This is a genomic window from [Actinomadura] parvosata subsp. kistnae (assembly GCF_900323885.1).
GTDB classification, from domain to species: Bacteria; Actinomycetota; Actinomycetes; order Streptosporangiales; family Streptosporangiaceae; genus Nonomuraea; species Nonomuraea composti.
This window is the reverse complement of record NZ_OOHJ01000006.1, coordinates 428,995-450,375: the sequence shown is the minus strand read 5'-3', so window position 1 is coordinate 450,375 and position 21,381 is coordinate 428,995. Positions and strand designations below refer to the sequence as shown.

Annotated in this window: 20 protein-coding genes and 2 pseudogenes; 10 read left to right on the top strand and 12 right to left on the bottom strand. The window is 71.6% G+C overall.

Going from position 1 to position 21,381, the window contains the following annotated elements:
* Positions 1–363: 363 nt before the first annotated feature.
* On the top strand, positions 364–1,200 hold the full coding sequence (locus KIS93_RS05765) for an enoyl-CoA hydratase/isomerase family protein (protein ID WP_186403905.1): 837 nt from the start codon (positions 364–366) through the stop codon (positions 1,198–1,200).
* A 115-nt stretch (positions 1,201–1,315) separates the two neighbouring features.
* Here KIS93_RS05765 and KIS93_RS05760 read toward each other — a convergent pair whose 3' ends face one another.
* The 3 genes from KIS93_RS05760 to KIS93_RS05750 form a co-directional block, all read right to left on the bottom strand.
* A complete protein-coding gene (locus KIS93_RS05760; RefSeq protein WP_186403904.1) occupies positions 1,316–1,858 on the bottom strand; it encodes a TetR/AcrR family transcriptional regulator in 543 nt (180 codons plus the stop codon).
* A gap of 266 nt (positions 1,859–2,124) precedes the next feature.
* Positions 2,125–2,625 carry a GNAT family N-acetyltransferase gene (locus KIS93_RS05755; RefSeq protein ID WP_186403903.1) on the bottom strand — a complete coding sequence of 167 codons (501 nt, stop codon included), beginning with the start codon at positions 2,623–2,625 and terminating at the stop codon, positions 2,125–2,127.
* A 55-nt stretch (positions 2,626–2,680) separates the two neighbouring features.
* Entirely contained in the window at positions 2,681–3,529 is an 849-nt protein-coding gene (locus tag KIS93_RS05750) for a dienelactone hydrolase family protein (RefSeq protein WP_186403902.1), read from the bottom strand.
* A 92-nt stretch (positions 3,530–3,621) separates the two neighbouring features.
* On the opposite strand from KIS93_RS05750, the gene KIS93_RS63035 reads away from it, so the two are divergent.
* Positions 3,622–4,173: a DJ-1/PfpI family protein gene (locus KIS93_RS63035; protein WP_246005211.1), complete on the top strand. Its 552-nt coding sequence runs from the start codon at positions 3,622–3,624 to the stop codon at positions 4,171–4,173.
* A gap of 117 nt (positions 4,174–4,290) precedes the next feature.
* Here KIS93_RS63035 and KIS93_RS63030 read toward each other — a convergent pair whose 3' ends face one another.
* Positions 4,291–5,325: an MFS transporter gene (locus KIS93_RS63030; protein ID WP_222107266.1), complete on the bottom strand. Its 1,035-nt coding sequence runs from the start codon at positions 5,323–5,325 to the stop codon at positions 4,291–4,293.
* A 9-nt stretch (positions 5,326–5,334) separates the two neighbouring features.
* Positions 5,335–6,171, bottom strand: a complete 837-nt coding sequence (locus KIS93_RS05740) for an oxidoreductase (RefSeq protein ID WP_186403901.1) — start codon at positions 6,169–6,171, stop codon at positions 5,335–5,337.
* Between the two features lie 639 nt (positions 6,172–6,810).
* Between KIS93_RS05740 and KIS93_RS05735 the strand changes: the two genes are divergently transcribed.
* The 3 genes and pseudogenes from KIS93_RS05735 to KIS93_RS05725 all read left to right on the top strand — a co-directional run.
* Positions 6,811–7,350, top strand: a complete 540-nt coding sequence (locus KIS93_RS05735) for a SigE family RNA polymerase sigma factor (protein ID WP_186403900.1) — start codon at positions 6,811–6,813, stop codon at positions 7,348–7,350.
* Positions 7,347–8,429 (top strand): ABC transporter substrate-binding protein, encoded by a 1,083-nt coding sequence (locus KIS93_RS05730; RefSeq protein ID WP_186403899.1) that lies wholly within the window; start codon positions 7,347–7,349, stop codon positions 8,427–8,429. Before KIS93_RS05735 ends, KIS93_RS05730 begins: the two co-directional genes overlap by 4 nt.
* 169 nt (positions 8,430–8,598) lie before the next feature.
* Positions 8,599–8,958, top strand: a pseudogene (locus tag KIS93_RS05725) (TetR family transcriptional regulator C-terminal domain-containing protein); the annotation flags it as partial.
* A gap of 63 nt (positions 8,959–9,021) precedes the next feature.
* On the opposite strand, the pseudogene KIS93_RS05720 reads toward KIS93_RS05725, so the two are convergent.
* Positions 9,022–9,198, bottom strand: a pseudogene (locus tag KIS93_RS05720) (leucine zipper domain-containing protein); the annotation flags it as partial.
* Positions 9,199–9,253: 55 nt separating this feature from the next.
* On the bottom strand, positions 9,254–9,643 hold the full coding sequence (locus KIS93_RS05715) for a dienelactone hydrolase family protein (protein ID WP_222107265.1): 390 nt from the start codon (positions 9,641–9,643) through the stop codon (positions 9,254–9,256).
* 92 nt (positions 9,644–9,735) lie between these two features.
* On the opposite strand from KIS93_RS05715, the gene KIS93_RS05710 reads away from it, so the two are divergent.
* The gene (locus tag KIS93_RS05710; protein ID WP_222107264.1) at positions 9,736–10,701 is read left to right on the top strand and encodes a GlxA family transcriptional regulator; all 966 of its coding nucleotides are present in this window, start codon (positions 9,736–9,738) and stop codon (positions 10,699–10,701) included.
* Positions 10,702–10,710: 9 nt separating this feature from the next.
* Here the strand turns inward: KIS93_RS05710 and KIS93_RS05705 are convergent, their stop codons facing one another.
* From KIS93_RS05705 to KIS93_RS05695, 3 genes are all read right to left on the bottom strand, one after another.
* The gene (locus KIS93_RS05705; RefSeq protein ID WP_281261954.1) at positions 10,711–11,196 is read right to left on the bottom strand and encodes an NUDIX hydrolase; all 486 of its coding nucleotides are present in this window, start codon (positions 11,194–11,196) and stop codon (positions 10,711–10,713) included.
* A 26-nt stretch (positions 11,197–11,222) separates the two neighbouring features.
* Complete coding sequence (locus KIS93_RS05700; RefSeq protein ID WP_246005209.1) at positions 11,223–12,638, bottom strand: MFS transporter; 1,416 nt, start codon at positions 12,636–12,638, stop codon at positions 11,223–11,225.
* 167 nt (positions 12,639–12,805) lie between these two features.
* Positions 12,806–13,660: an alpha/beta fold hydrolase gene (locus KIS93_RS05695; protein ID WP_186403895.1), complete on the bottom strand. Its 855-nt coding sequence runs from the start codon at positions 13,658–13,660 to the stop codon at positions 12,806–12,808.
* A gap of 310 nt (positions 13,661–13,970) precedes the next feature.
* On the opposite strand from KIS93_RS05695, the gene KIS93_RS05690 reads away from it, so the two are divergent.
* Both KIS93_RS05690 and KIS93_RS05685 read left to right on the top strand, forming a co-directional pair.
* Positions 13,971–14,453 (top strand): hypothetical protein, encoded by a 483-nt coding sequence (locus tag KIS93_RS05690; RefSeq protein WP_186403894.1) that lies wholly within the window; start codon positions 13,971–13,973, stop codon positions 14,451–14,453.
* Positions 14,454–14,568: 115 nt separating this feature from the next.
* Complete coding sequence (locus KIS93_RS05685) at positions 14,569–14,781, top strand: RNA polymerase sigma factor (RefSeq protein WP_186403893.1); 213 nt, start codon at positions 14,569–14,571, stop codon at positions 14,779–14,781.
* A 68-nt stretch (positions 14,782–14,849) separates the two neighbouring features.
* On the opposite strand, the gene KIS93_RS05680 is transcribed toward KIS93_RS05685, so the two are convergent.
* Complete coding sequence (locus KIS93_RS05680) at positions 14,850–15,389, bottom strand: hypothetical protein (RefSeq protein ID WP_186403892.1); 540 nt, start codon at positions 15,387–15,389, stop codon at positions 14,850–14,852.
* Positions 15,390–15,620: 231 nt separating this feature from the next.
* Here KIS93_RS05680 and KIS93_RS05675 point away from each other — a divergent pair, with 231 nt between their 5' ends.
* Positions 15,621–16,529: an FG-GAP repeat domain-containing protein gene (locus KIS93_RS05675; RefSeq protein WP_222107263.1), complete on the top strand. Its 909-nt coding sequence runs from the start codon at positions 15,621–15,623 to the stop codon at positions 16,527–16,529.
* A 72-nt stretch (positions 16,530–16,601) separates the two neighbouring features.
* Positions 16,602–21,035, top strand: a complete 4,434-nt coding sequence (locus KIS93_RS67295) for a polymorphic toxin-type HINT domain-containing protein (protein WP_186403891.1) — start codon at positions 16,602–16,604, stop codon at positions 21,033–21,035.
* Between the two features lie 85 nt (positions 21,036–21,120).
* On the opposite strand, the gene KIS93_RS05665 is transcribed toward KIS93_RS67295, so the two are convergent.
* Entirely contained in the window at positions 21,121–21,336 is a 216-nt protein-coding gene (locus KIS93_RS05665; protein ID WP_186403890.1) for a hypothetical protein, read from the bottom strand.
* Positions 21,337–21,381 lie beyond the last annotated feature (45 nt).

Genomic DNA, 21,381 nt, shown 5'->3' with positions numbered 1-21,381 from the left:
GAACATCGGCACATAAGGCCACCTTTTAGCGAGCTTGGAAGACGCCCTTACTTCCTCTCATCGTTTGCTCCAACTGGTACCGCTGATGCTGATCGCGCATGGCACTGAAACTGCCCAGGAAGGCGTTGTGAGCGATCGATTCTCAACACACCGCGCCGGTCACCACGACCATGTCCGGACAGAAGACGCTGGGCTCCGGCGCACCGAAACGGTGATTGACGCCATCTCCCTGCCTGGCAGCTCGCATCGCCGATGAACGTTCCGTTCGGCCCGAATCCGACGCTTTCTGTGATCTGTCGGATATCCAGCACCGGCCGGCTTTTGGGGATTGAGTCGGCTGTGGCACGCGAGGAGCATGATCGCATGACCGATCAGTTGAACGCAGCCAGATGGGCGGGGCTCGTCAGCCGACCCGACCTCGCCGAGTACGCGGAGAAGTACCGCGACTTTTTCGCGATGCGCCGCCGCGACGGCATCCTCGAGCTTCGTATGCACACCGACGGCGGCTCGTACGTCCAGACGTTCGCCGGTCACAACGCCTGGGGGCAGGCATGGCTGGAGGTCGGTAACGACCCGCAGAACGAGGTGCTCATCCTCACAGGCACCGGCGAGCATTGGCTGGACGCGCGGCGCAGCGCCGATGGGCATGTCGATCGGACGGTTGACGACATCGCCACGATGTACGAGGACGCGGCGAAGCTGTTGCAGAACTTCGTCTTCGGCGTCGACGTCCCGACGATCGCCGCGGTCAACGGGCCCGGACCGCACACCGAGATCGCGCTCGCCTGCGACATCACCATCTGCACCGAGGACGCACGCTTCTTCGACCCGCATTTCCTGGTGTCGACCGCGCCCGGTGACGGGCAAGGCCTCACCTTCCAGGAACTGATGGGCACCAAGCGAGCCGCCTATCACCTCTACACCGGCCAGGCGGTGGATGCGCGGCAGGCACTCGAGTACGGCATGGTGTCGGAGATCGTGCCGCGCGAGCGCCTGATGGACCGGGCGTGGGAGCTCGCTGACCTGATCATGCGACGTCCGCGAAGCGCGCGCCGGATGACACACGCCATCGTCAGCCGACCGTGGAAGCAGCGGGTCGTCCATGACTTCCCCTTCCAGCTGCAGAGCCAGGCTGCGGCACTGTTCCTCGACGGCCCGAGGGCCGGCCGCCCACCGGCCGGCGAGGAGCTTCGATGGTGAGCCCGGTGGCGGACGGGCATGGTGCCGCATGGAACCGCGAGGCGACGGCGTTCAGCGGCATCCTGCACGGCGCCCGCAGGCGGGCATGGTGCCGAATAGCGCAGAAGTACCCAGGTCACCGTGACGCCGGCCCCAGCCCGTGCAACACCGCGCGGGTCACCTCGTCGGCCGCCTGGTCGGGTGGGGTGTCCGGCAACCCGCTCTCCCGCCACCAGCAAACCGCGCCCACGATCGTCGAGCCGGCGATGTGCGCCGTCACGGCCGACTCGTACGCGCCCCGTTCGACGAGCAAGCGAGACACCTCGGTGCGCACCGCGCGCTGGATCAGCGGGCGCAGAACGTCGACGTCGCGCCGGCAGCCGTCCGCCCGGCTGGAATCCTCCCACAGCAGCACCGCCAGGGCGTGGACGAGGTCGGCGAGCGGCGCGGGCGTGGCCGGGAGCCTGCCGGCGAACCGGTGCCGGATCTCATCGCGCACCATTGCTTCGGCGAGCGCGTACTTGTCGGCGTAGTGCGCGTAGAAGGTGGCTCGGTTGACGTCTGCGCGCTCGGTGATGTCGCGGACCCGGGCCGCACGAAAGCCCTTCTCATGGATGACCTCGATGGCCGCCTGGCGCAGCAGCGATCGCGTCCGCCGGACCCGCCGGTCCGTGGTCATGCGGGCGCTTTCGCGTCACCGGCCGGCGCGGCGCGGCGATCGCTGATCGCGGTGACGTCCCCGAGGAGGTGCACGCGTACCGTCGTCGCGCAGCGACTCGGCGTCGCCTGCCAGGTCACACCGCCTCCATGATGGCTCCGCATTCGACAAGTACACCACGACGACCACCTTGTGCCCGGCCGGGCCGACCCGAGCGGTGAACCATCACCCTGGGGGCCCGGGGGTCTCGCCATCGCCGGGTGGCAGGCCGGCATCGGTCGTGCGGCTCACTGCTTCTTCTGGTGTGGCACGAAGCCCAGGGACTCGTAAAGGCGGCGGGCGCGAATGTTGTCCTGCGTCACCGCGAGGGACAACCACCCGTGACCCTGCGCGCCGAGGGCGTGCATCGCCGCTTCGATGAGCCGCCGTCCCAGTCCCCGGCCGGTATGGGGCGGCGCGGTGAAGACGTAGGCCAGCAGCGGCACGTCCTTCCACACCGTCACCAGCGCGGCGGCCACGGGCCGCCCGTCGTCCTGCGCGACGAAGGACGCGGCGGGCAGAAAGGGCCCGTAGGCGCCGGTGAGGGTCAGCCGGATCTCCTGCGTCGCCGCGGCCACGCTGCCTCCGGCGTCCTGTTCGTCGGGCGTACCCCGGTAGGCCTGCCACATCAGGTGCCCCAGCACCGGGATGTCGGCCTCCACCGGGTGCCGGAAGTCGTGCGCCGGTACGGCCCGCGGCAGGCGCACGTCGAGACGCGACCGCCGGGGAGCCACGGGAGCCTCGGTCATGGTGACAGTGTCCTTGGCCGATGCGCCCGTCCCCGAGCCGGCCGGGCCACGGCGGTCACGACGCTGCTCCGGCGCGGCGGTTCGCCGTCCCGCCAGGCCCGGAAGGGCTCAGGCGCTCGGTCAGGAAGGCGAGGATCTCGTCCCTGGCCCGCACCGTGGGGTGCCCGTCCTCATCGACGAGGTGGGCGGTGACGACGCTGTGCGGGGTTTCGACCACGTCGGCGAAGAACGGCGGCGGGCTGGTGTTCGCCGAGCCGCCGGGCAGGACGCGGCCGTCGAAGGCGTCGCCGAGCAGTGCCCGGTAGGCGGCGAAGCGCTGCCCGGTGCACCAGCGGTCGTTGTCGAAGCGGTAGGCGAGCACCGTCAGCCCGTCGCGGGTGACGCGGTCGCGGACGGCGCGCGCGTCCTCGTCGCTGAGCTCGAGCCCGGCCGGGTCGTCCAGCGGCAGGGACGGGTGGTTGACCACCGGGGCGATGACGGCCGGTTCGAGCGCCATCGTCAGGGCGAAGTTGCCGGTGAAGCACAAGCCGATCGCGCCGACTCCCGGGCCGCCGCACTCGGTGTGGGCCTGGCGGGCTAGCCCGCGCAGCCAGGCGGTGACCGGGCTGGTGCCGCCCCCGGCGAACGCGCGGAACTCGGCGCTGACACACGCGCGGCGGACGATCTCGGTGCCGTCCTCGGCCGTGGGGTAGGCGCCGTCGACGCCGAATAGGGAGGGGACGAAGACGGTGAAGCCCGCGTCCCGCACCCACCGCGCCAGCCGGAGCACGTCAGGGCTGATGCCCGGCATTTCCGGCATCAGCACGACGGCCGGCCCGCAACCGGCCACGTACACCGTCTTGACCACCCCCTCCACGTCGACGGATCGGCGGGCGAAGTCGGTGATCGGGTCGTCAGAACTCATGGGTGACAGCCTGAACCTGGGGCCCCGTGCCGGGTAAGAGGCGAGATCGCCAAGTATGCGGGTAATCTCGCCATGGGGAGGAGGTGGGGGCGTTGCGGGTCGCGGTCCTGGCCTATCCGGGGTGCTTCGCCTCGGAGGTGTTCGGCGTGCCCGACCTGCTGACGATGGCCACGCACGTCGCCGGGCCGGGCGGTCCCAGGTATGAGGTGTCGATCGTCTCACCGCGCCGCCGCGTCCTCGCCTCGGGCGGGGCGGCGCTGGACGTCTCTCCGCTGCGCGAGGCGGACGTCCTGCTCGTGCCGGGGTTCGAGCTCGCGCCGGGCCTCGACCTGGACGCCAGGCTCGCGCCCCTGGGCCCCGAGGTCGCGGCGATCCGCGCGCACGCCGCCGCGGGCACCGCCGTCGTGGCCATCTGTGTCGGCGCGTTCCTGCTCGCCGAGGCCGGCCTGCTCGACGGGCGCCGCGCCACGACGGCCTGGCTCCTGGCCGGCGAGCTGGCCCGCCGCTACCCGGACATCGACGTGCGTCCCGAGCTCCTGGTCGTCACCGACACCGGGGTGACGACGACGGCGGCCTTCAGCGCCATGTACGACTTCGCGCTGAATCTCATCCGCCGGCACAGCGGCGCCGGCGTTGCCGGGTGAGAGGGCGCCCAGCGCCGCGTCCATGACCGTGGGCCGGATCCAGCCGAGCCCGAGCCCGTACATCGCCGTCCACGCCGCCGCCGAGGCGGTGCCGCTGCCCGTACCGGTGGTGGCGCCCTAGAACAGGCCGGCGGTGAGCAGCGCGAACCCGAGCCCGGCCGCGAGCTTGGGGCCGATCGTCCTGCTCAGCCTGGCCGCCGAGGACATCCCGGCGAGCATGCCCGCGACGAGCGGCAGCAGGCGCAGGCTGCTGCCCATCGCGTCGGCGCCCAGGTTCGCCTGGAAGTACTGCGGCAGCGCGAACAGGACGCCGAATATGGTGAAGTTGACGAGCGTGGCCAGCGCGGTGCCGGCGGTGAAACGCGCGTTGCCGAACAGCGCGAGGTTCACCAGCGGGGCCTCGGCCCGCCGCTCCCACACGACGAACAGTGCCAGCGCCGCCACCCCGGCGAGCAGCGGGCCGAGCACGGCAGCGTCCGTCCAGCCGGCTTCGCCGATCTCGATGAGACCGTACGTCAGCGCCGTCAGCGCCACGCTCGACAGCACCAGGCCGCCCGCGTCGATCCGCCGGCCACGCTCTCGCGGCGATTCGGGCAGCCACGCCGCGACCGCGAGAAATGCCAGCACCACCACGGGGATGTTGATGAGGAAGACCGAGCCCCACCAGAAGTGGTCGAGCAGCCAGCCGCCCAGCAGCGGGCCGATGGGGAAGGCCAGCATGGAGGCGCCCGCCAGCGTCCCGATCGCCTTCGGCCGCTCGTGCTCGCTGAACATAGTGGGCAGCACGGCCAGCATCGTCGGCATGATGAGCGCCGCGCCCAGGCCGAGCGCGGCCCGCGCGGCGATGAAGATCCCGGTGGTGGGGGCGTAGGCGGCGGCCAGCGAGCTGATGCCGAAGACGGCCAGCGCCACCAGGAGGATTCTCCGGCGGCCGAAGCGGTCGCCCAGCATGCCCGCCGGGATCATGCCGGCGGCGAGCACCAGCGTGTAGACGGTGACGAACCACTGCAGCTCGGCGTTGCCGGCGTGCAGGTCCGCTGCCATGCTGGGCAGCGCGAGGTTCAGGATGGTGACGTCGAAGCCCACCGCCAGGGACGTGAGCACGAGCGCGGCCAGCGCCCACCACCTGCGGGCGTGAGGTCGAAGCGACATCGTAGCGGCCTACTTCGCGGTGCCGGTCTTCGCGCTGGCGGTGACGAGCTTGTCGAACTCGCGGTCCGGCAGCGTCCGGTTGAGCTCCAGGAGCTTGTCGGCCATCCAGCCGACCGGGTAGCGCGTCTCGGGCTTGCCGGCCTCGACGGCCTGCCGGATGACGGCGGCGACGACGCCGGGGTCGCTGCCCGGGCTGTTGTCGCCGAGCTGCGCCTCGGCGCGCGCGGCCATGGCCTGCGCCATGTCCCGGTAGGCGGTCGTGCCGGAGATCTCGCGCAGGTCCTGTGCGGTACGGTCCTCGAACCCGGTCTTGATGATGCCGGGCTGGATGACGACGACGTCGATGCCGAACGGCTCGACCTCCATGCGCAGGCTGTCGGAGTAGGCCTCCAGGGCGTGCTTGGTCGCGTAGTACCAGCAGCCGAGCGGCAGCGCGATCTCGCCGCCGATGGAGGAGACGTTGACGATCGTGCCGGCCCCCTGCGCGCGCATGTGCGGCAGGGCGAGCTGGACGAGCCGGGCCGGCGCGAACACGTTGACCTCGAACTGGTCGCGCGCCAGGTCGATGGGGACGTCCTCGGCGGCGCCGTGCAGGACGGTGCCGGCGTTGTTGACCAGGACGTCGATCCGGCCCTGCTCCTCGACGACGGTGGTGACGGCGCGTTCCAGGTCCTCCGGGCGGCGGGCGTCCAGCTCCAGGGCGTGTCCGCCGGCGTCGCGCAGCTCGTCCATCAGCCGGACGCGCCGGGCGGCGCCGTAGACGGTGTGGCCTGCGCGGGCGAGCTCGAGTGCGGTGGCCTTGCCGATGCCGGCGGAGGCGCCGGTGATGAGAACGACCTTCTGCATGGTGCAACCAACCTCCTCTTCGGTCTGGGGGAACGCTAGGGTTGTGGCTAGAATCAAGGCAACTCGTGAATCTCATATATGCAGGTCAGAGCGTCTTTTCTGGTGCAATGAGCTTGTAGCAGAGTGCAACAGGGCCAGGAGGGAGGGACGGCGCCGCCCGAGATGAACGACCGGCTGGGCATCGCCATGGCGCGGATCGGCGGCGGTAGGTGGCGCAGTCGGGCAAGTCGAAGAAGTCGCCCGCCTTGACCGGCGCCGCCGCCGGGGCCGACCGCCGGGTGGGAGAACTGGTTGACGTTGCTGGAGCCGCGCGGCGTGGGGATGCCGAACGTGTTCGCGCACTGGGTCCTCCTTCGGGAGAGGCATGCGCGGCGGGAGGGGTCGAGCCCGGCATGCGGGTTTGCTGGAGACGGGCACGGGCATCGGCCATACCTGCCGTGTCGCTGTTTCCTCTCGTGGGCGACGGGGCGCTCGCGGCCATCATGCGGGCGGGATCGCCGGCGATCCCCTGCGGTGGGACCGCTTGCGACCGACGCCTCCTGAAACGACCGGCGTCACTTCCGTACGCCCGTTTCTCACCAGTGCCAACCTTTTGCCGCGCCCACGACGTCTGGAGGGTATCGACCCTGAGGAGAGACGTTGGATCGCGATGCCGGCTTCCGGGCGTTCGTGGATGCTCACCAACGCCCGTTGCTGCGCCTGGCCTACCTGCTGACCGGCGAGGTCCACCTCGCCGAGGACCTGTTACAGAACGTCCTGGTCCGCATGATCGGGCGGTGGCCGAAGTTACGCCACGTCGACAACCTCGACGCCTACGCGCGCAGGAGCATGGTCAACCAGTACATCTCGTGGCGGCGGCGGCGCGGCTCCGCCGAGGTGCCCAGCGCCGAGCCGCCCGAGCGCGCCTACGCCTGCGAGGACTCCGCCGTGTTGCGGGTCGTTCTGCAACAGGCGCTCATGCGGCTGACGCCCAAGCAACGCACGGTGCTCGTCCTGCGCTTCTACGAGGACCGGACCGAACGCGACGTCGCCGACCTGATGGGCTGCTCGATCGGCACGGTCAAGAGCCAGACGCACCACGCTCTGGCCCGGCTGCGCGCGCTGGCACCCGAGCTGGCGCCGCGGCTGCCCGAACCCGACGAGCCGGCCCGTGAACGGAAAGAGGAGGCCCGCCCATGACCTGGCTCGCAGAGCAGCTGAGCCGCATCGCGGACGATGTACCGGAGCGCGACCTGGCCGCCGCGGCGCTGGAGGTCCATCAGCGCAGGCGGCGCACCTTCATGGCGCTGGCCGCCGCCACCGTGGTCGTCGTCACCGTGCTCGCCGGCACCGTCGGCATCCGGGCGCTGCCCGCGCGACCGGAGGCCGCCGCCCGCCCGTCCGGCCCGCCCGAGCAGTCGGTGATCAGGGTCGGGGTGGTCCCGAGCGTGGAGTCGGCGCCCGTGTACGTCGCCCTCGCCAACGGCGACTTCGCAGCGGAGGGGCTGACGGTGAAGCCGATGCTCATCACCGGCCCGGCAGCCGCGGTGCCCTTGCTCGAAAGCGGTGCGCTGGACCTGGTGCAAACGGACTATCTCACGCTCTTCCAGGCGAACGAGGCGGGCAAGAAGCTCAAGATCGTCTCTGGGATGCATCAAGCCGCCCGCGGAAGCGCCGCGATCGTCGTGAACACCCAGTCGAAGATCAACGCGGTAAGGGACCTGAAAGGCAAAAGGGTCGCCGTCCCGAACCTCGTAGGGCTCGGGCCGCTGGCTCTGGCCTCCGCGCTGAAGCGGGACGGGCTGACGTTGCGCGAAGACGTCCTGATGGTCGAGAAGCCGTACCCCGAGATGCTGAAGGCGCTGCACGCGGGCCAGGTCGACGCGGCGTTGCTGGCCGAGCCGTTCGTCACCATGGGCCGCGAGACGGGTCACATCCGCATCGTCCAGGAGGTGCCGGCCGGGGACCTCGCGGGCCTGCACGCCGCCGGCATGTCCGCCACCGAACGATGGATCCGGCGCAACCCCCGGACGCTGGCCGCCTTCCATCGCGCCCTGGCCAAGGCCCAAAGGCGGATCGGGCACGACCCCCAGCAGGCGCGGACTGTCCTGCCCGGCTACACGAAGGTCTCCGCGACCGTGGCGGAACGCGTGACGCTCGGCTCCTACCCCACCAAGCTCGATCTGAGGAAACTCCAGCGCCTCGCTGATCTGTCCCGGAGCCACAAGATGCTCAGACGCCCGGTGGACGTTACCGATGCCCTCGTGAAGGGCAGGTGACGAGCCCGGCATCGAATCCCCCCCCCCCCCGATCGCAACGCGTCCTGCGGGGAACTCCAGCCGACCGCAGGCCGTACGCCTGTACCTATCCGTGCGATCGATCGCACACAACCTACGATGGGGGCATGCCGACGTCCCCTCCTGGAGACGAACGCCGCGCGATCCTCGAATGCGCCCTGAACGTTGCCACCCTCGACGGCCTGGAGGGAATCACCCTCGGCAAGCTCGCCACCGCCCTGGGCATGAGCAAGAGCGGCGATCAGGGCCTGTTCGGCACCAAGCAGGAGCTGCAACTGGAGATCGTGGCGGCGGCCACGCAGGTCTTCGAGGAGAAGGTCCTGCGCGCGGCCGAGAGTGCCGCCGACGGGCTCCCTCGGCTGCGGGCCTGGCGGACGCCTGGATCGGCTACCTCGACACCTTCGACGGCGGGTGCTTCTTCTGCGCCGTCACCCCCGAGCTCGACGGCCGCGAAGGACCCGTCCGCGACGCGATCGCCGAAGTGGCGGTCACCGGCAGCCGGATCCTGCACCAACAGATCCGCCTCGCCCAACGCCCGGGCGAACTCGCCGACGACGTGGACGCCGAGTCATCCACGATCGGACATGCCTGCCGCTCCGCACTGCCGATAGCGGCCGGCCCAGCGCCGTGCGGTGGTGACGGCGACCTGGAAGCGTTCGGCGGCACGACGCAGTGGCCAGCCGTCCTCGACAACACAGCGGGCCAGGCGCAGGCGTCCGAGTTCGGTCAGCGGCGCGTTACGGTGGGGCATGAGGGCCTTTCTGGTTGGTGTGCAGATGTCGCAATCCACACCAAACCGAAGGCCCTCACCCATTCACAAGATCATCGATGTCGTGTCGTCCGTACTCAACCTCTGTGGACAGTACAGCTAGCCCGCGCAGCCAGGCGGTGACCGGGCTGGTGCCGCCCCCGGCGAACGCGCGGAACTCGGCGCTGACACACGCGCGGCGGACGATCTCGGTGCCGTCCTCGGCCGTGGGGTAGGCGCCGTCGACGCCGAACAGGGAGGGGACGAAGACGGTGAAGCCCGCGTCCCGCACCCACCGCGCCAGCCGGAGCACGTCAGGGCTGATGCCCGGCATTTCCGGCATCAGCACGACGGCCGGCCCGCAACCGGCCACGTACACCGTCTTGACCACCCCCTCCACGTCGACGGATCGGCGGGCGAAGTCGGTGATCGGGTCGTCAGAACTCATGGGTGACAGCCTGAACCTGGGGCCCCGTGCCGGGTAAGAGGCGAGATCGCCAAGTATGCGGGTAATCTCGCCATGGGGAGGAGGTGGGGGCGTTGCGGGTCGCGGTCCTGGCCTATCCGGGGTGCTTCGCCTCGGAGGTGTTCGGCGTGCCCGACCTGCTGACGATGGCCACGCACGTCGCCGGGCCGGGCGGTCCCAGGTATGAGGTGTCGATCGTCTCACCGCGCCGCCGCGTCCTCGCCTCGGGCGGGGCGGCGCTCGATGTCTCTCCGCTGCGCGAGGCGGACGTCCTGCTCGTGCCGGGGTTCGAGCTCGCGCCGGGCCTCGACCTGGACGCCAGGCTCGCGCCCCTGGGCCCCGAGGTCGCGGCGATCCGCGGGCACGCCGCCGCGGGCACCGCCGTCGTGGCCATCTGTGTCGGCGCGTTCCTGCTCGCCGAGGCCGGCCTGCTCGACGGGCGCCGCGCCACGACGGCCTGGCTCCTGGCCGGCGAGCTGGCCCGCCGCTACCCGGACATCGACGTGCGTCCCGAGCTCCTGGTCGTCACCGACACCGGGGTGACGACGACGGCGGCCTTCAGCGCCATGTACGACTTCGCGCTGAACCTCATCCGCCGGCACAGCGGCGCCGGCGTGGCCCGTACGACCGCGCGCGTGGCGCTCGTCGACGACGCGCGCTCCTCCCAGGCCCCCTATATCGACGGGCGCCTGCTGCCCCGGCCCGGCAACGCGTTCTCCCAGCAGGTCATGCGCCGGCTCGACCAGAACCTCGCCGCCCGCTACGACCTCGCCGCGCTGTCGGCCGCCTTCCAGGTGAGCACCCGTACGCTGCTGCGCCGCTTCGCGGAGGAGACCGGGCAGAGCCCGCTGGCGTACCTGCAGGCGGCGCGGGTCCGCCGTGCCCGCCACCTTCTGGAGACCACTGACCGCACCGTGGCCGGCATCTCGGCCGCCGTCGGATACGCCGATCCCGGCGCGTTCGCCGCGCTGTTCGCCAGGCACACCGGACGCCGCCCCAGGGACTACCGCGCGGCCTTCCGCCGCACCAGCCCCGGCTGACGCGTCACGTCACGGCCACAGCTCCAGCGGTTCGACGATGTGCTCGCCCGCCAGGAACAGCGGCAGCAGCTCGGGCAGCGCGCGCGGATAGAACCGTTCGCGGCCGGCCGCCACCTCGGCGACCGGCCACCACCGGAAGCCGACATAGTCCTGCAGCTCGAACTCGAGTCTCTGCGACGTGTCGAGATCGGGGCCGGGGATGCCGAGGCGCACGCAGGCGACGACCTCGTGCTGCAGCCGCCGGGTGCCCCGGTAGCGGAAGGAGCTGTCACGCCGCCAGGTGGGAGCGCCGATCTGGGACGGGACGGCGCGGATTCCGGTCTCCTCCCTCAGCTCCCTGATCGCCGTGTCCACATAGCTCTCGCCGTCGTCGATCCCGCCGCCGGGCAGCTCCCACCAGACGCCCTTGTCCGGCATCGTGGGATCGTGGGTGTGGAAGAGCAGCAACCGGTTCTCGCTGTCGAGGACGACGAGCCGTACCGCGTCTCTCTCGATGACCGGCAGGTCCTTGGGGTGCTCGATCAGCGTGGTTCCTTCGGCGCGCGGGCGAGGGCGGCGAGGGCCAGTCCGGCCAGGGCGACGGCGAGCAGCACGGCGTAGGTGCGCCCGAACCCTTGTGTCAACTGCCCGACCGCCACCGGCGACAGGGCGGACAGGGTGCCGGCGCTCACCTGGGCCCGCAGGTGCTCGTTCACGCTGCTGGTCAGGACGCTGAGGGACAGTCCGACGCTGATGACGATCCCCACATTCATGATCATCATTCGGAGGCCGTTCACCACGCCAAGGCTGCTCTGAGGCACGGCCCGCATGACTTCCGTGGTGTTCCCGGTCATGAAGGCCCCGCTGCCGCATCCCGCGACGAGCAGGCCGAGCCCGATGATCCAGTACGGCGCCGCCGGATCGATGGCCAGCATCAGCACGCCCAGCCCGGCCGCGCTCAGCAGCGCCCCGCCGACGGACAGCGCGTACGACGACACCCGACGGCCCAGCAGCCCCGCCGCAGGAGAGGCCAGGGCCATGCCGACCGGCAGCGGCAGCACACTCAGCCCGGCGTCGAACGCGTCCAGCCCTCTGACGGCCTGGAAGTACAGGGCGACGATCAGGATGAGAGCCGAGCGCGCCAGGGCGTTGCAGAACGAGGCGAGGTTGGCGCAGGTCAGCAGCCGCCCGCCGAGCAGCCGCAGGTCCAGTACCGGGGACGCAGCCCGCCGCTCCACCAGCACGGTCACCGGCACCAGCACCACGAACACCGCCGCGCCGCCGATGACGGCCGGGCTGGACGGTCCGGCCGAGCCGGCCTCCGACAAGGCCAGCAGCAGCGCCGACAACGCGGCGAACAGCAGCGCGTTGCCCAGCGCGTCCACCGGCCGCCGCGGGCCGCGAGGCATCCGGCGCAGCGTCATGGCGCCCCAGGTCAGGGCCGCGAGCCCGGCGGGCACGTTCACCCAGAAGATCCACTGCCAGCCAGCCGTCTCGGCGATCAGCCCGCCCAGCGTGGGCCCGGCCAGCTGCGCCACCGACAGGGTGCCGATGTAGACGCCCATGCCCTGGCTGAGCCGTTCCGGCGGGAACGCGTCGGTGAGGATGACGGTGCCGTTGGCCAGGACCATCGCCGCCCCGACCGCCTGCACCACCCGCATCCCGACCAGGAGCCACACGTCCGGTGCCAGCCCGGCCAGCAGCGAGGCGGCCGTGAACAGGCCCAGGCCCGTCAGATACACCTCGCGCCGCCCGACCAGGTCGGCCACCCTGCCGAAGAACACCAGGCTGGCCGTGTTGACCAGCAGGAACGACAGCAGGATCCAGCCTGACTCCATGGCGCTCGCGTGGAAGTGCCGCACCACCGAGGGCAGCGCCACGTTGAGCGTGCTTCCGGCGACCCCGATGAGAATCAGGCCGAGGCTCGTGACCGAGCACACCCTCCAGGCGTATCGCATCCGGGCCTGATGGTCGGGCGCGGCCGGACCCGCCGCCGCCCGCTGATCGCCGATCGCCTTCATCTCAGCCCTTCGCTACGTACGAACCAACCGCAACCATGGCATGGGCACGTTCCACTGCGAATCCGTCGCCCGACTGGAATGGCCCCCTGCGGCGCGCCGGCCGCTCAGCCGGGGTGGCGGGCGAACCAGTCCAGCATCAGCCCGGTCACCGTCTCGGGAGCCTCCCGGTGCGGGAAGTGACCGAGGGCGGGCAGGATCCTGCGCTCGTAGGGGCCGCTGAAGCCGGGTGCCTCCTCCGCCGCGTATCTCGTGGTGAAGTCGGTCTCGCCGAACAGCGACAGTGTGGGCACCTCCGTCGCGCCCATCGGCACGGTGCGCTCCCGCTGCGCGCGCCACAGGGCACGGTAGTAGCCCAGCGCGTTCTTGATCCCGCCGGGCGCGGCCAGGGTGCGTTTCACCCCGGCCACGTGGTCGGGGTCCTGGAGGTTCGGCGACCAGGTGCGCCACAGGTAGTCGACCATGGGCAGGCCCTCGACGGGCACCGCCCAGTCGGCGCTGTCGGACTGGAAGAACCAGAAGTGGAACAGCCGCTGGACCAGCTCGGGATCCTTGACGCCGCTCAGCACGGTGTAAGGGTGGGCGGTGTTCAGGACGACGGCGGCCCTGATCCGGGCCGGATGGGTGAGCAGTGCCGCGTGCGTGGCCGTCCCGCCCCAGTCCATGCCCACCACGTGGGCTCTGCCGTCCGGGCTCAGCCCGTCGATCAGGGCCGCCACGTCGTCGCCCAGCGTGCGGGGGTCGTAGGCGCCGTCCGCCGGGGCGCCCGACGGGGCGTAGCCGCGCAGGAAGGGCGCCACCGCCCGGTAACCCGCCGCGGCGAACCGCTCGAGCTGCCACGTCCAGGTGAAGGCGTTGTCGGGGAAGCCGTGCAGGAACAGGACGAGCGGCCCGGCGCCACGTTCGAGGTAGGCGAAGTCGATGGCGTTGGCCCGCACCTGGCGGATCTCTCCCCGGGACATGTCTCCTCCGATCGTGCCGCCTTCACCGCCGCGGCCCCGGCTGGACGGCGGCGCGTACGTCGTGCGCGCCCCCTGACGGTTCGGCGGTCGAACGCTAGAGCGCACGAGCCGGGCCGCACATCTGTCACGTGACCGGGCTGGAGTGAGATCCTTGCGCGGGTTCGTGGCGGTTGCCCTCATCGTCCTCGGTGCTGGACGGGGCAAGGACGAGCCTCAGGGGTGGACAGGTCGGATGACGGATGCGGCCGCGCGTCCGGTCGCCGCACACTGACAGGCAGTCACCAGCCCGAACGTCACGAGAGGCGTCGCCATGGCCGCGGCATCCCGCGAGCTCGCCCCCATCTGGAGCCCCCGCCTGCTACGGACGACGTTCGCCTGCTCCTTCGTCTTCGCGCTCAGCACCCTCGTGTACGGATGGCTGGCCACCAGTCCCGAGACGACGGCCCTGGCGCTGCGGCTGGCCGGCAAGAGCGCGGCGGAGGCGTCGGCGGCGCTGCCTGAGCTCCTGACCAACCTCCGCGCCGTCATCGCGATCGGCGTGCTGGGGAACGTGCTGGGCATGTTCGCGCTGCGCGGCACGACGTGGTCATACTGGGCGGCCCTGCTGGTCAACCTCACGCAGGCCGGTGCGCTCTCCGGCCTGGTACCGGGGCAGGTCCACCAGGCGGCGCTGCAGCGGTACGGGCTGCCCGGCCTGCTGCCGATCGTCGTCACCGGCGGCGGGGCGGTGCTGCTCACCTGCGCGCTCATCGCCCGGCTGGTCTCCGTACGGGACGTGCGGGCCGGCGCGTGAAGGTGCGGGCCCAGCCGCAGGGGTCCTTGGTCACGTAGTGGGTCGCGACTGGGCTGTGCGCCGAGCGTCCGTGCCGGGTCACCGTGCGTACCGCGGCCCGGGTCACGCGTACGCGGTGAGCAGATGTGGCCTCCAGCTCGCCGAAGAGGTGGTCAGCGAGACGTCCATGGTCGCCTGGCGGCGCCGGGAGGAGATGCCGGCCGGGGCCGGGCTGCCGTGGCTGCTCGGCGTCGCCCGCAACGTGACACGCGGACTCTACCGGGACGAGCTGCGCCGGGCCGCGCTGGACGAGGCGCTGCGGGTGTGGGCCGGGCCGGTCCGGACGTGACCGACCCCGCCCGGCCCGTCGCCGGCGATCAATGCGTGGGGTGATGAGCCGGCGTGGCCGGGATGCGGTCAGGCCGAGGTGATCTCCAGGGTGACCAGGGAGTAGAAGCTCGGGACGGTGCCCAGTCCCGCGGTGCACAGCAGGAGGCTCGCGGATGGCGCGACGTTGGCCTGGACGACGGTGCTGCCGGCGAACAGCCCGGAGGTGACGGTCCCGGTCAGGGTGAAGGTGGCCACGGCACCCGCGATGGTGGTGGTGGAGTTGCCGGAGATCGTGGAGGTCTGTCCGGTGTTCCAGGTGACGGTGAAGGCGATGGGGGTGGCGGCCAGGAGATCCAGGCAGCTTCGCGAGGAGACGTTGACGCTCGTGCGGGTCCCGGAGGCCAGGGTCGGCTGGAACGCTGAGGTGCAGGGTCCGTACTGGGCGGTGTTGACCACCGTCACGGTCTGCGGCGTGAGTGTCAGCGCCGGGTTGTAGGTGGCGATGTTGCTGCTGGGCGGCGTGCAGGTGACATCCGGCACCTCCGCGGAGGCCGCGGGCGCGATCGTCAGGACGGCGGCGCCGAGGGCGGTGGCGAGCAGGATGGCGAGCGAGCGGATACGGGCCATGGCAGCGGGCTCCTTTCGGGGGGTGCTCGTGCGATGGCGCCCGGGAACGCGGCCGGCCTGCCGTTCCGGGACATTTCCCTTGCCTCACGAGCCGGGCCTGCCGTCAGTAACCCGGCGGTGACCTGATGTGGCCACGTCCACGCTCGGGACGTACGCGCTGCCGACGGCGCCGGCAGGACCCCAGTCGGCTGACAGATGCGGCGGAGCCCCGCGTTGCCTGATCGTCGAGGGATGTCTCTCTTGACGGCCGTCGTCCGTTCGCGGCGAACGGCGGGCCTTTTCGCGATGGTCGTGCTGGCCGTGTCCGCGGTCATGGTCGCTCCGCACGCGGCGGCCAGCTCCGGGAAGGGCGTCCGGGCGGCGCTGACGGCGACGGTGACGGCGACGTTGACGGCGGCGCCGCGGCTGCCGTTGCTGGTTCGCAGGTCGAGCGACGGTCATCTGCTGGCTTATGAGCCCAAGGCGACGGGAGCGGGTCTGCAGCCGGCCGTGGACCTGGGTGGCGGGTTCTCGGCGGTGACGGCGATCCTGCGCGCGAACGTGTCCGGGGCGGCCGGCAGCGATGTGTACTTCCGGCTGAACGGGACCCTGTTCTATACGGCCGAGCGGGGCAGCGGGACCAGGCGGATCGGACCGGGCTGGGATGCCTACAACCTGCTGATGTCGCCGGGCGACATGGGCGGCGCGGCGGTGCCGGACATTCTCGCGCGGGACGCGGACGGCGCCCTGTGGCTGTTCCAGGGCAAGCCGGACGGCACCCTCCTGGACCGCGTCCAGGTCGGGCCGGCGGGCTGGAACACCATGAGCGCGCTGGCCGGATACGGCGACTACACCGGCGACGGCAAGAACGACCTGCTGGCCCGCAGCACCGGCGGCACCCTCTACATCTACCCCGGAACGGGCGGCACCACCGCCGGCGCCGTTCTGGGCACCCGGATCAGCGCGGGCACCGGCTGGGACGCCTACACCGCGCTGGTCTCCACCGGCGACAACGACGGGGACGGCAAGGCCGACCTGTTCGCCCGTGATGCGGCCGGCGCGTTGTGGCTGTTCAAGGGCACCGGCACGGCCTCGGCGCCGTTCGCCGCGCGCGTCCAGATCGGCGCATCGGGCTGGAACGCCGCCAACGCCTTCCTCTAAGGGCCCGACGCGTAATGGCCCGACGCGTAATAGCCCGACGCGTCCCCCTTCTTCCTCCCCGAACGGTTGACCATGTCGATCAATTTATCGCGGCGGCTGGTCGCGGTCGTCGCATCCGCCGCGCTGCTGGCCACCGCCGCCCCGCTCCCGGGCGAGCGCCCGGCGGCCGCGTACGCCTCCTCCGGCTATGAATCCGGCTCCGGCTCCGGCTACGACCTGGATCGTGCCGCCGACGTGCGTGCCGCGCAGTGCCTGCTGGCCGTCGTCCAGCGCAAGGGCGGCCAGGCGCTCAAGTCCGTGGCGCGCAGCGGGCTGAAGGGCACCGAAGAGGAGCTCCTGCAGGCCGCCGACCCCGAGTACTGGAGCACCCCCGGGACCCGGCTGCATCTCGCGTCCACGATGGACCACAACTGGCTGCGGGCCAAGGCCGACGAACTGGCCGGGCGGAACGAGGTGTGGGAGGAGTCCCTGGCCCTCTCACCGCCGGACGGCTACTCCTACGCCGCCTTCCACACGATCGAGTCCAAGGACGACCCGTTCGTCAAGGTGGGCCTGTTCGGCTGGATCAACACGATGTTCTGGCAGGCCGAGGACGAGTTGTACGCCGACCGGACGCCGGTGGCGGGCCAGGACTCGGTGGAGGCGGCCACCAAGATCGCCGCCGAACGTTACCCCGAAGGCTCCGACTGGAACGCGCGCAACGCGTGGGAGGGCATGACGTTCATGCACCCCATGTACGCCGACGACGCGCGGCTCTTCCTGGAGCACGGCGGCTTCCCCACCAGCGCCCCCGACCCGGACAGCACGGAGTTCCGGATCGACGTCGAGAACCTCAAGGCCCGCTTCGCCTCCTGCACCAGCCACAACCCGCCCGACCCGTTCAAGGTGCTGACCACCGAACTGGTCACCGCCTCCACCGAGTGGCAGGCCGAGATCGACGGCCAGCGCGCCCAGCGCGAGTCCATCCTGGCGGAGGAGGCCGAGGCCAACGCCGACCTCCAGATCGCCACCCAGGCCCTCGGCGAGGCGCTCGGCCAGTCCATCATCGCGTCCCGGCTGGCCGACTGGCAGGCGTACTGGCTCAAGCAGACACCCGACACCCCGTCCTACCCCGACGCGGCCGAGTTCCCCCGGGTCAGGAACGACATCGTCAAGGCCCAGGGACTGGCCCTCGGCAGGGTGTTCGTCGCCTCCCGCGCCGCCCAGTCCGCACAGCAGCACGCCACCAAAGCGGTGGCCGCCCAGCAGGCCGCCTACCAGATCGCCGACGCCGCGCACCTGCCGCGCGGCCGCGGCCTGCTCTACGGCCAGCAGGCCGTGCAGGTCACCCGCGCCTCAGCCGCCGCCACCCTGGCCGTCGCCAAGGCGACCGAGACCGCCGCCAACGCCACCCGCGCCTCGGCCACCGACAGCAAGACACTGATGGCGCTGGCCGAGACCCAGGCACACGCCTCACAGGCCGAGTTCCGCCGCGTCGCCGCCCAGGAAGCCGCCGCCCAGGCCAAGGCCGCCGCCGAGGGCGCCGCCGAGCAGGCCGCCCAGGCTGCGGTCAACGCCACCAAGGCCAAGGACGCGCAGGCCAGAGCCGAGGCCGCCGAGCAGGCGGCCAAGGACGCCGCCGCGGACGCCCGGGCCAAACGGGAGATCGCCGAGACCGAGCGCGAGAACGCCCGAACCCAGAAGGAGATCGCCGCCAGGCAGCAGGCCGTCGCCGCCGAGGCCGACGCCAGAGCTCAGTCCGAGCGGCAGAGGGCGGCCACTCAGCTCAGCGCGGCCCAGAGCGCCGGTGCCACGGCGGCCGAGCGGAAACAAGCGGCCCTGGAGGCGGAGCGTACAGCGGCCGCGGCCCGCAACGACGCGCTGCAGGCGGAGAGCGAGCGGGACGCCCTCCTGGTCAAGGCCGAGGCTCACGAGGCGCACGCCGCCTCTGTCGAAGGCACCGACGCCGCCGCGGCCGCCCGGACCGCCGCCACCCAGGCGCGGGCCGCGGCCAATCGGGCGACCACGGCGGCGGCCAACGCCCGCGCCGCCGCCAACGACGCCACCGCGGCGGCGACGGCGGCCCGCGAGGCCGCCACCCGGGCCGAAGCCGCCGCCTCCCGCGCCAAGGCGGCCTCCGACGCCGCCCAGCGCGACGTGGCGATCACCAACGCCGCGGTGAAGAGTGCTCACGCCGCGGCGGCCGATGCCATCGACGCCTCCGAGGCCGCGGCGGAGAACGTCCGCCTCGCCCGGATCTACGCCGACACCGCCAAGGCCAAGGCCGCCAAGGCCAAGGCGGACGCCACGGTGGCGCGTCAGGAGGCCGACGCGGCGGGGGCGGCCGCGGTCCGTACGGCTGGATTCGCCTATTCCACCGCGCAGGCGGCACGCGCGGCCCGCGACTCCGCCGCCCAGGTGATCAAGCCGGCCAACGACGCGATCGAGCTCGGCTCCCCGTATCAGGAGACCGACGCCTCGGCCGGACTGGCGGTCCTGACCGGGCAGGCGTCCAAGACCGTCGCCGCCCAGCAGGCCGCCGTCGCCAAGGCCAAGGCCGCGCAGGCGGCCAGGGCCGCCAAGGAGGCCGCGGCGCTGGCGGCCAAGGCCGACGCCGATGCCAAGGTCGCCGCGACCGCCGCCGCCGACGCCGCCGACTGGGCGGCCAAGGCGGCCGACTCGCTCGCCGAGACGCAGGCCTCCGCGGCGCAGGCGGCGTCGGCGGCCAAGGCAGCGGTGCGGGCGGAGGCCGCGACCGTCGCCTACGATCGCCAGGCCACCGCGGACGCGGCAGCAGCCGCATCGGCCGCCGACGCCGCCGACGGATACGCCGGCGAGGCCCGCGACTCGGCCACCGAAGCGGAGCGGGACGCGGCCTCGGCACGCCAGGCCGCCACCGCGGCCGAGGACGACGCGGCCAAGGCCCGCGACGTGGCCACCCAGGCCGAGAAGGACGCCGACACGGCGGAGAACGCCGCCGCTCACGCGCGCGAGCTGGCCGAAGAGGCGCAACGGGCCGCCGAGCGCGCCGAGGCGGAAGCAGATCGGCAACGCGAGGCCGAGCGAGCGTCGGAGGCGGGCCCGACAGGCATTCCCGGACTGATCGGCTTCGCCTGGGAGCCTTCGCTCGACATGGACCCGCAGGGCAACTGCACGGGAACCGGGTCCGGTTGCCACATCGACATGGAGTATCACCTCTACGGGACGCAGGACTACTACCTGCTGAGCTGTCCCCAGGCCGGCAAGGAGATCGCCGATTGCACCGCACCGCTGGTCGGTGACTACGTCGGCAGCGGACCGTTCGACCTCCGCTTCACCAAACGGACCTACATCGACGGGGGGGAGCTGACCCAGTCCGTGTGGGCGAGCCTGACCAAGGCTCTGGTTCACGACTACGTCGGCTGCTGGCGCAAGGTCACCGGCAGCGGAGGATCGCTCGGCAACTGCGCCTGGGCTTTCGGCGACATCGTCGTTCCGCCCATGATCAAGGCGGGTTACCGGTACGCGCGGGCCGTGCGCGTAGGTATCCGCGACGGCGGCAATCTGGCCGAGGCAGTCTTCCAGCTACGCAACTATTCGGGACTGCCCGCCACGGCCGTCACGCGCCTGGAGGTCGCGGCGGGACGAGCAATGGCGGCAGGGCAGTGCTTCCCTGCCGGGACCCTGGTCGACACCGAGCACGGCGCGCGCCCTATCGAGCAGATACGAGTCGGAGACCGCGTCTGGTCCGCGGATCCGGCGACCGGCAGGCGCGGCCTGCATCGGGTCACCAGGCTGTTCCATCGTTCGGCGGACTCGCTGGTGAACATCACCGCGGCCGGTGGAACGCTGTCCGCGACCGAAGGCCACCGGTTCTGGGTGCAGGGTCAGGGCTGGACACAGGCGAAGGATCTGCGGCCCGGGGACGCGCTGCAGGAGCCGTCGGGGAAGGCAGCCCGCGTCGTCGCGGTGTCGCCCGGTGGCAGGGGCGCCGACGTGTACAACTTCGAGGTCGAGGCCGACCACACCTATTACGTGTACGCCGGATCGACGCCCGTCCTGGTGCACAACGACTGCCTGCCCAAGATCCAGCGGGGGACCCATGTCGTGCTCGGTATGGATCCGTACATCACGGCGTTGACGAAGGAGGTCCGGAAAAGAGATCCCGCCGCGATCAACTTCCTGGGTGACGCGTTCGCGAAGGAAGGTGTCTCCGAGCGACCTTTGTGGATGGACTTCGTCGACAACTCAGTGAGCACGCCGGGAGTCAAGGTGTCGGTCACTCTTGACGGTGTCATGGACGAGACAGGCGCCATTGTCGCCGACCCGACCCGGGCGTTCGCGATCCAGGTGGCACGAGCCGAAAAGGTGCCGGCAGGGGATTGGCGGACAATCGCCGACAGGAAAAACAACCTCGGGACCGCATGGGAGATGAGGCGCCTCAGGACCTCTTACATCATGGGCAACAAGGAGTGGGAGGATATCGACTTCTACATGACGCGAAACGGCGCGTTCGTCAAGGTAGAGGTGGACCGTCCAGCGCGGTGATCTCACCGGGCCCGGGCGAGGGCCGGCGTCCGCTGCGACGCCGGCCGCCCTTCCCGAGGCTCTCGCACGCCGGCATCCCGGCTGATCACTCGCCCGGGTCCGCGATCTCGATGAAGTACAGCGGGTCGTCCAGGGCCGCGGCGGCCTGCTCCCAGCGGGAGCGGCCGAGGGAGAGGATCGGGCAGGTGGCCACGGAGGCCAGCGCCGCGACGTGGCCGTGGCAGGGGTCCAGCCTGGTGCGCTGGATCATGTGCGCGAGCAGGCCGGCCTGCTCCACCCCGTCCAGCGCCGCGACCTGCACGTGCTCGAACGCGGTCAGGCCGGACAGCAGGGCGCCGGGACCTGG

Coding starts and splice junctions, on each gene's coding strand:
- KIS93_RS05750 (WP_186403902.1), bottom strand. CDS start 3,529: ATGAGTTCTGACGACCCGATCACCGACTTCGCCCGCCGATCCGTCGAC.
- KIS93_RS05695 (WP_186403895.1), bottom strand. CDS start 13,660: ATGTCCCGGGGAGAGATCCGCCAGGTGCGGGCCAACGCCATCGACTTC.
- KIS93_RS05730 (WP_186403899.1), top strand. CDS start 7,347: ATGACCTGGCTCGCAGAGCAGCTGAGCCGCATCGCGGACGATGTACCG.
- KIS93_RS63030 (WP_222107266.1), bottom strand. CDS start 5,325: ATGTCGCTTCGACCTCACGCCCGCAGGTGGTGGGCGCTGGCCGCGCTC.
- KIS93_RS05765 (WP_186403905.1), top strand. CDS start 364: ATGACCGATCAGTTGAACGCAGCCAGATGGGCGGGGCTCGTCAGCCGA.
- KIS93_RS05680 (WP_186403892.1), bottom strand. CDS start 15,389: ATGGCCCGTATCCGCTCGCTCGCCATCCTGCTCGCCACCGCCCTCGGC.
- KIS93_RS05700 (WP_246005209.1), bottom strand. CDS start 12,638: ATGCGATACGCCTGGAGGGTGTGCTCGGTCACGAGCCTCGGCCTGATT.
- KIS93_RS05690 (WP_186403894.1), top strand. CDS start 13,971: ATGGCCGCGGCATCCCGCGAGCTCGCCCCCATCTGGAGCCCCCGCCTG.
- KIS93_RS05755 (WP_186403903.1), bottom strand. CDS start 2,625: ATGACCGAGGCTCCCGTGGCTCCCCGGCGGTCGCGTCTCGACGTGCGC.
- KIS93_RS67295 (WP_186403891.1), top strand. CDS start 16,602: ATGTCGATCAATTTATCGCGGCGGCTGGTCGCGGTCGTCGCATCCGCC.
- KIS93_RS05675 (WP_222107263.1), top strand. CDS start 15,621: ATGTCTCTCTTGACGGCCGTCGTCCGTTCGCGGCGAACGGCGGGCCTT.
- KIS93_RS05715 (WP_222107265.1), bottom strand. CDS start 9,643: ATGAGTTCTGACGACCCGATCACCGACTTCGCCCGCCGATCCGTCGAC.
- KIS93_RS05740 (WP_186403901.1), bottom strand. CDS start 6,171: ATGCAGAAGGTCGTTCTCATCACCGGCGCCTCCGCCGGCATCGGCAAG.
- KIS93_RS05760 (WP_186403904.1), bottom strand. CDS start 1,858: ATGACCACGGACCGGCGGGTCCGGCGGACGCGATCGCTGCTGCGCCAG.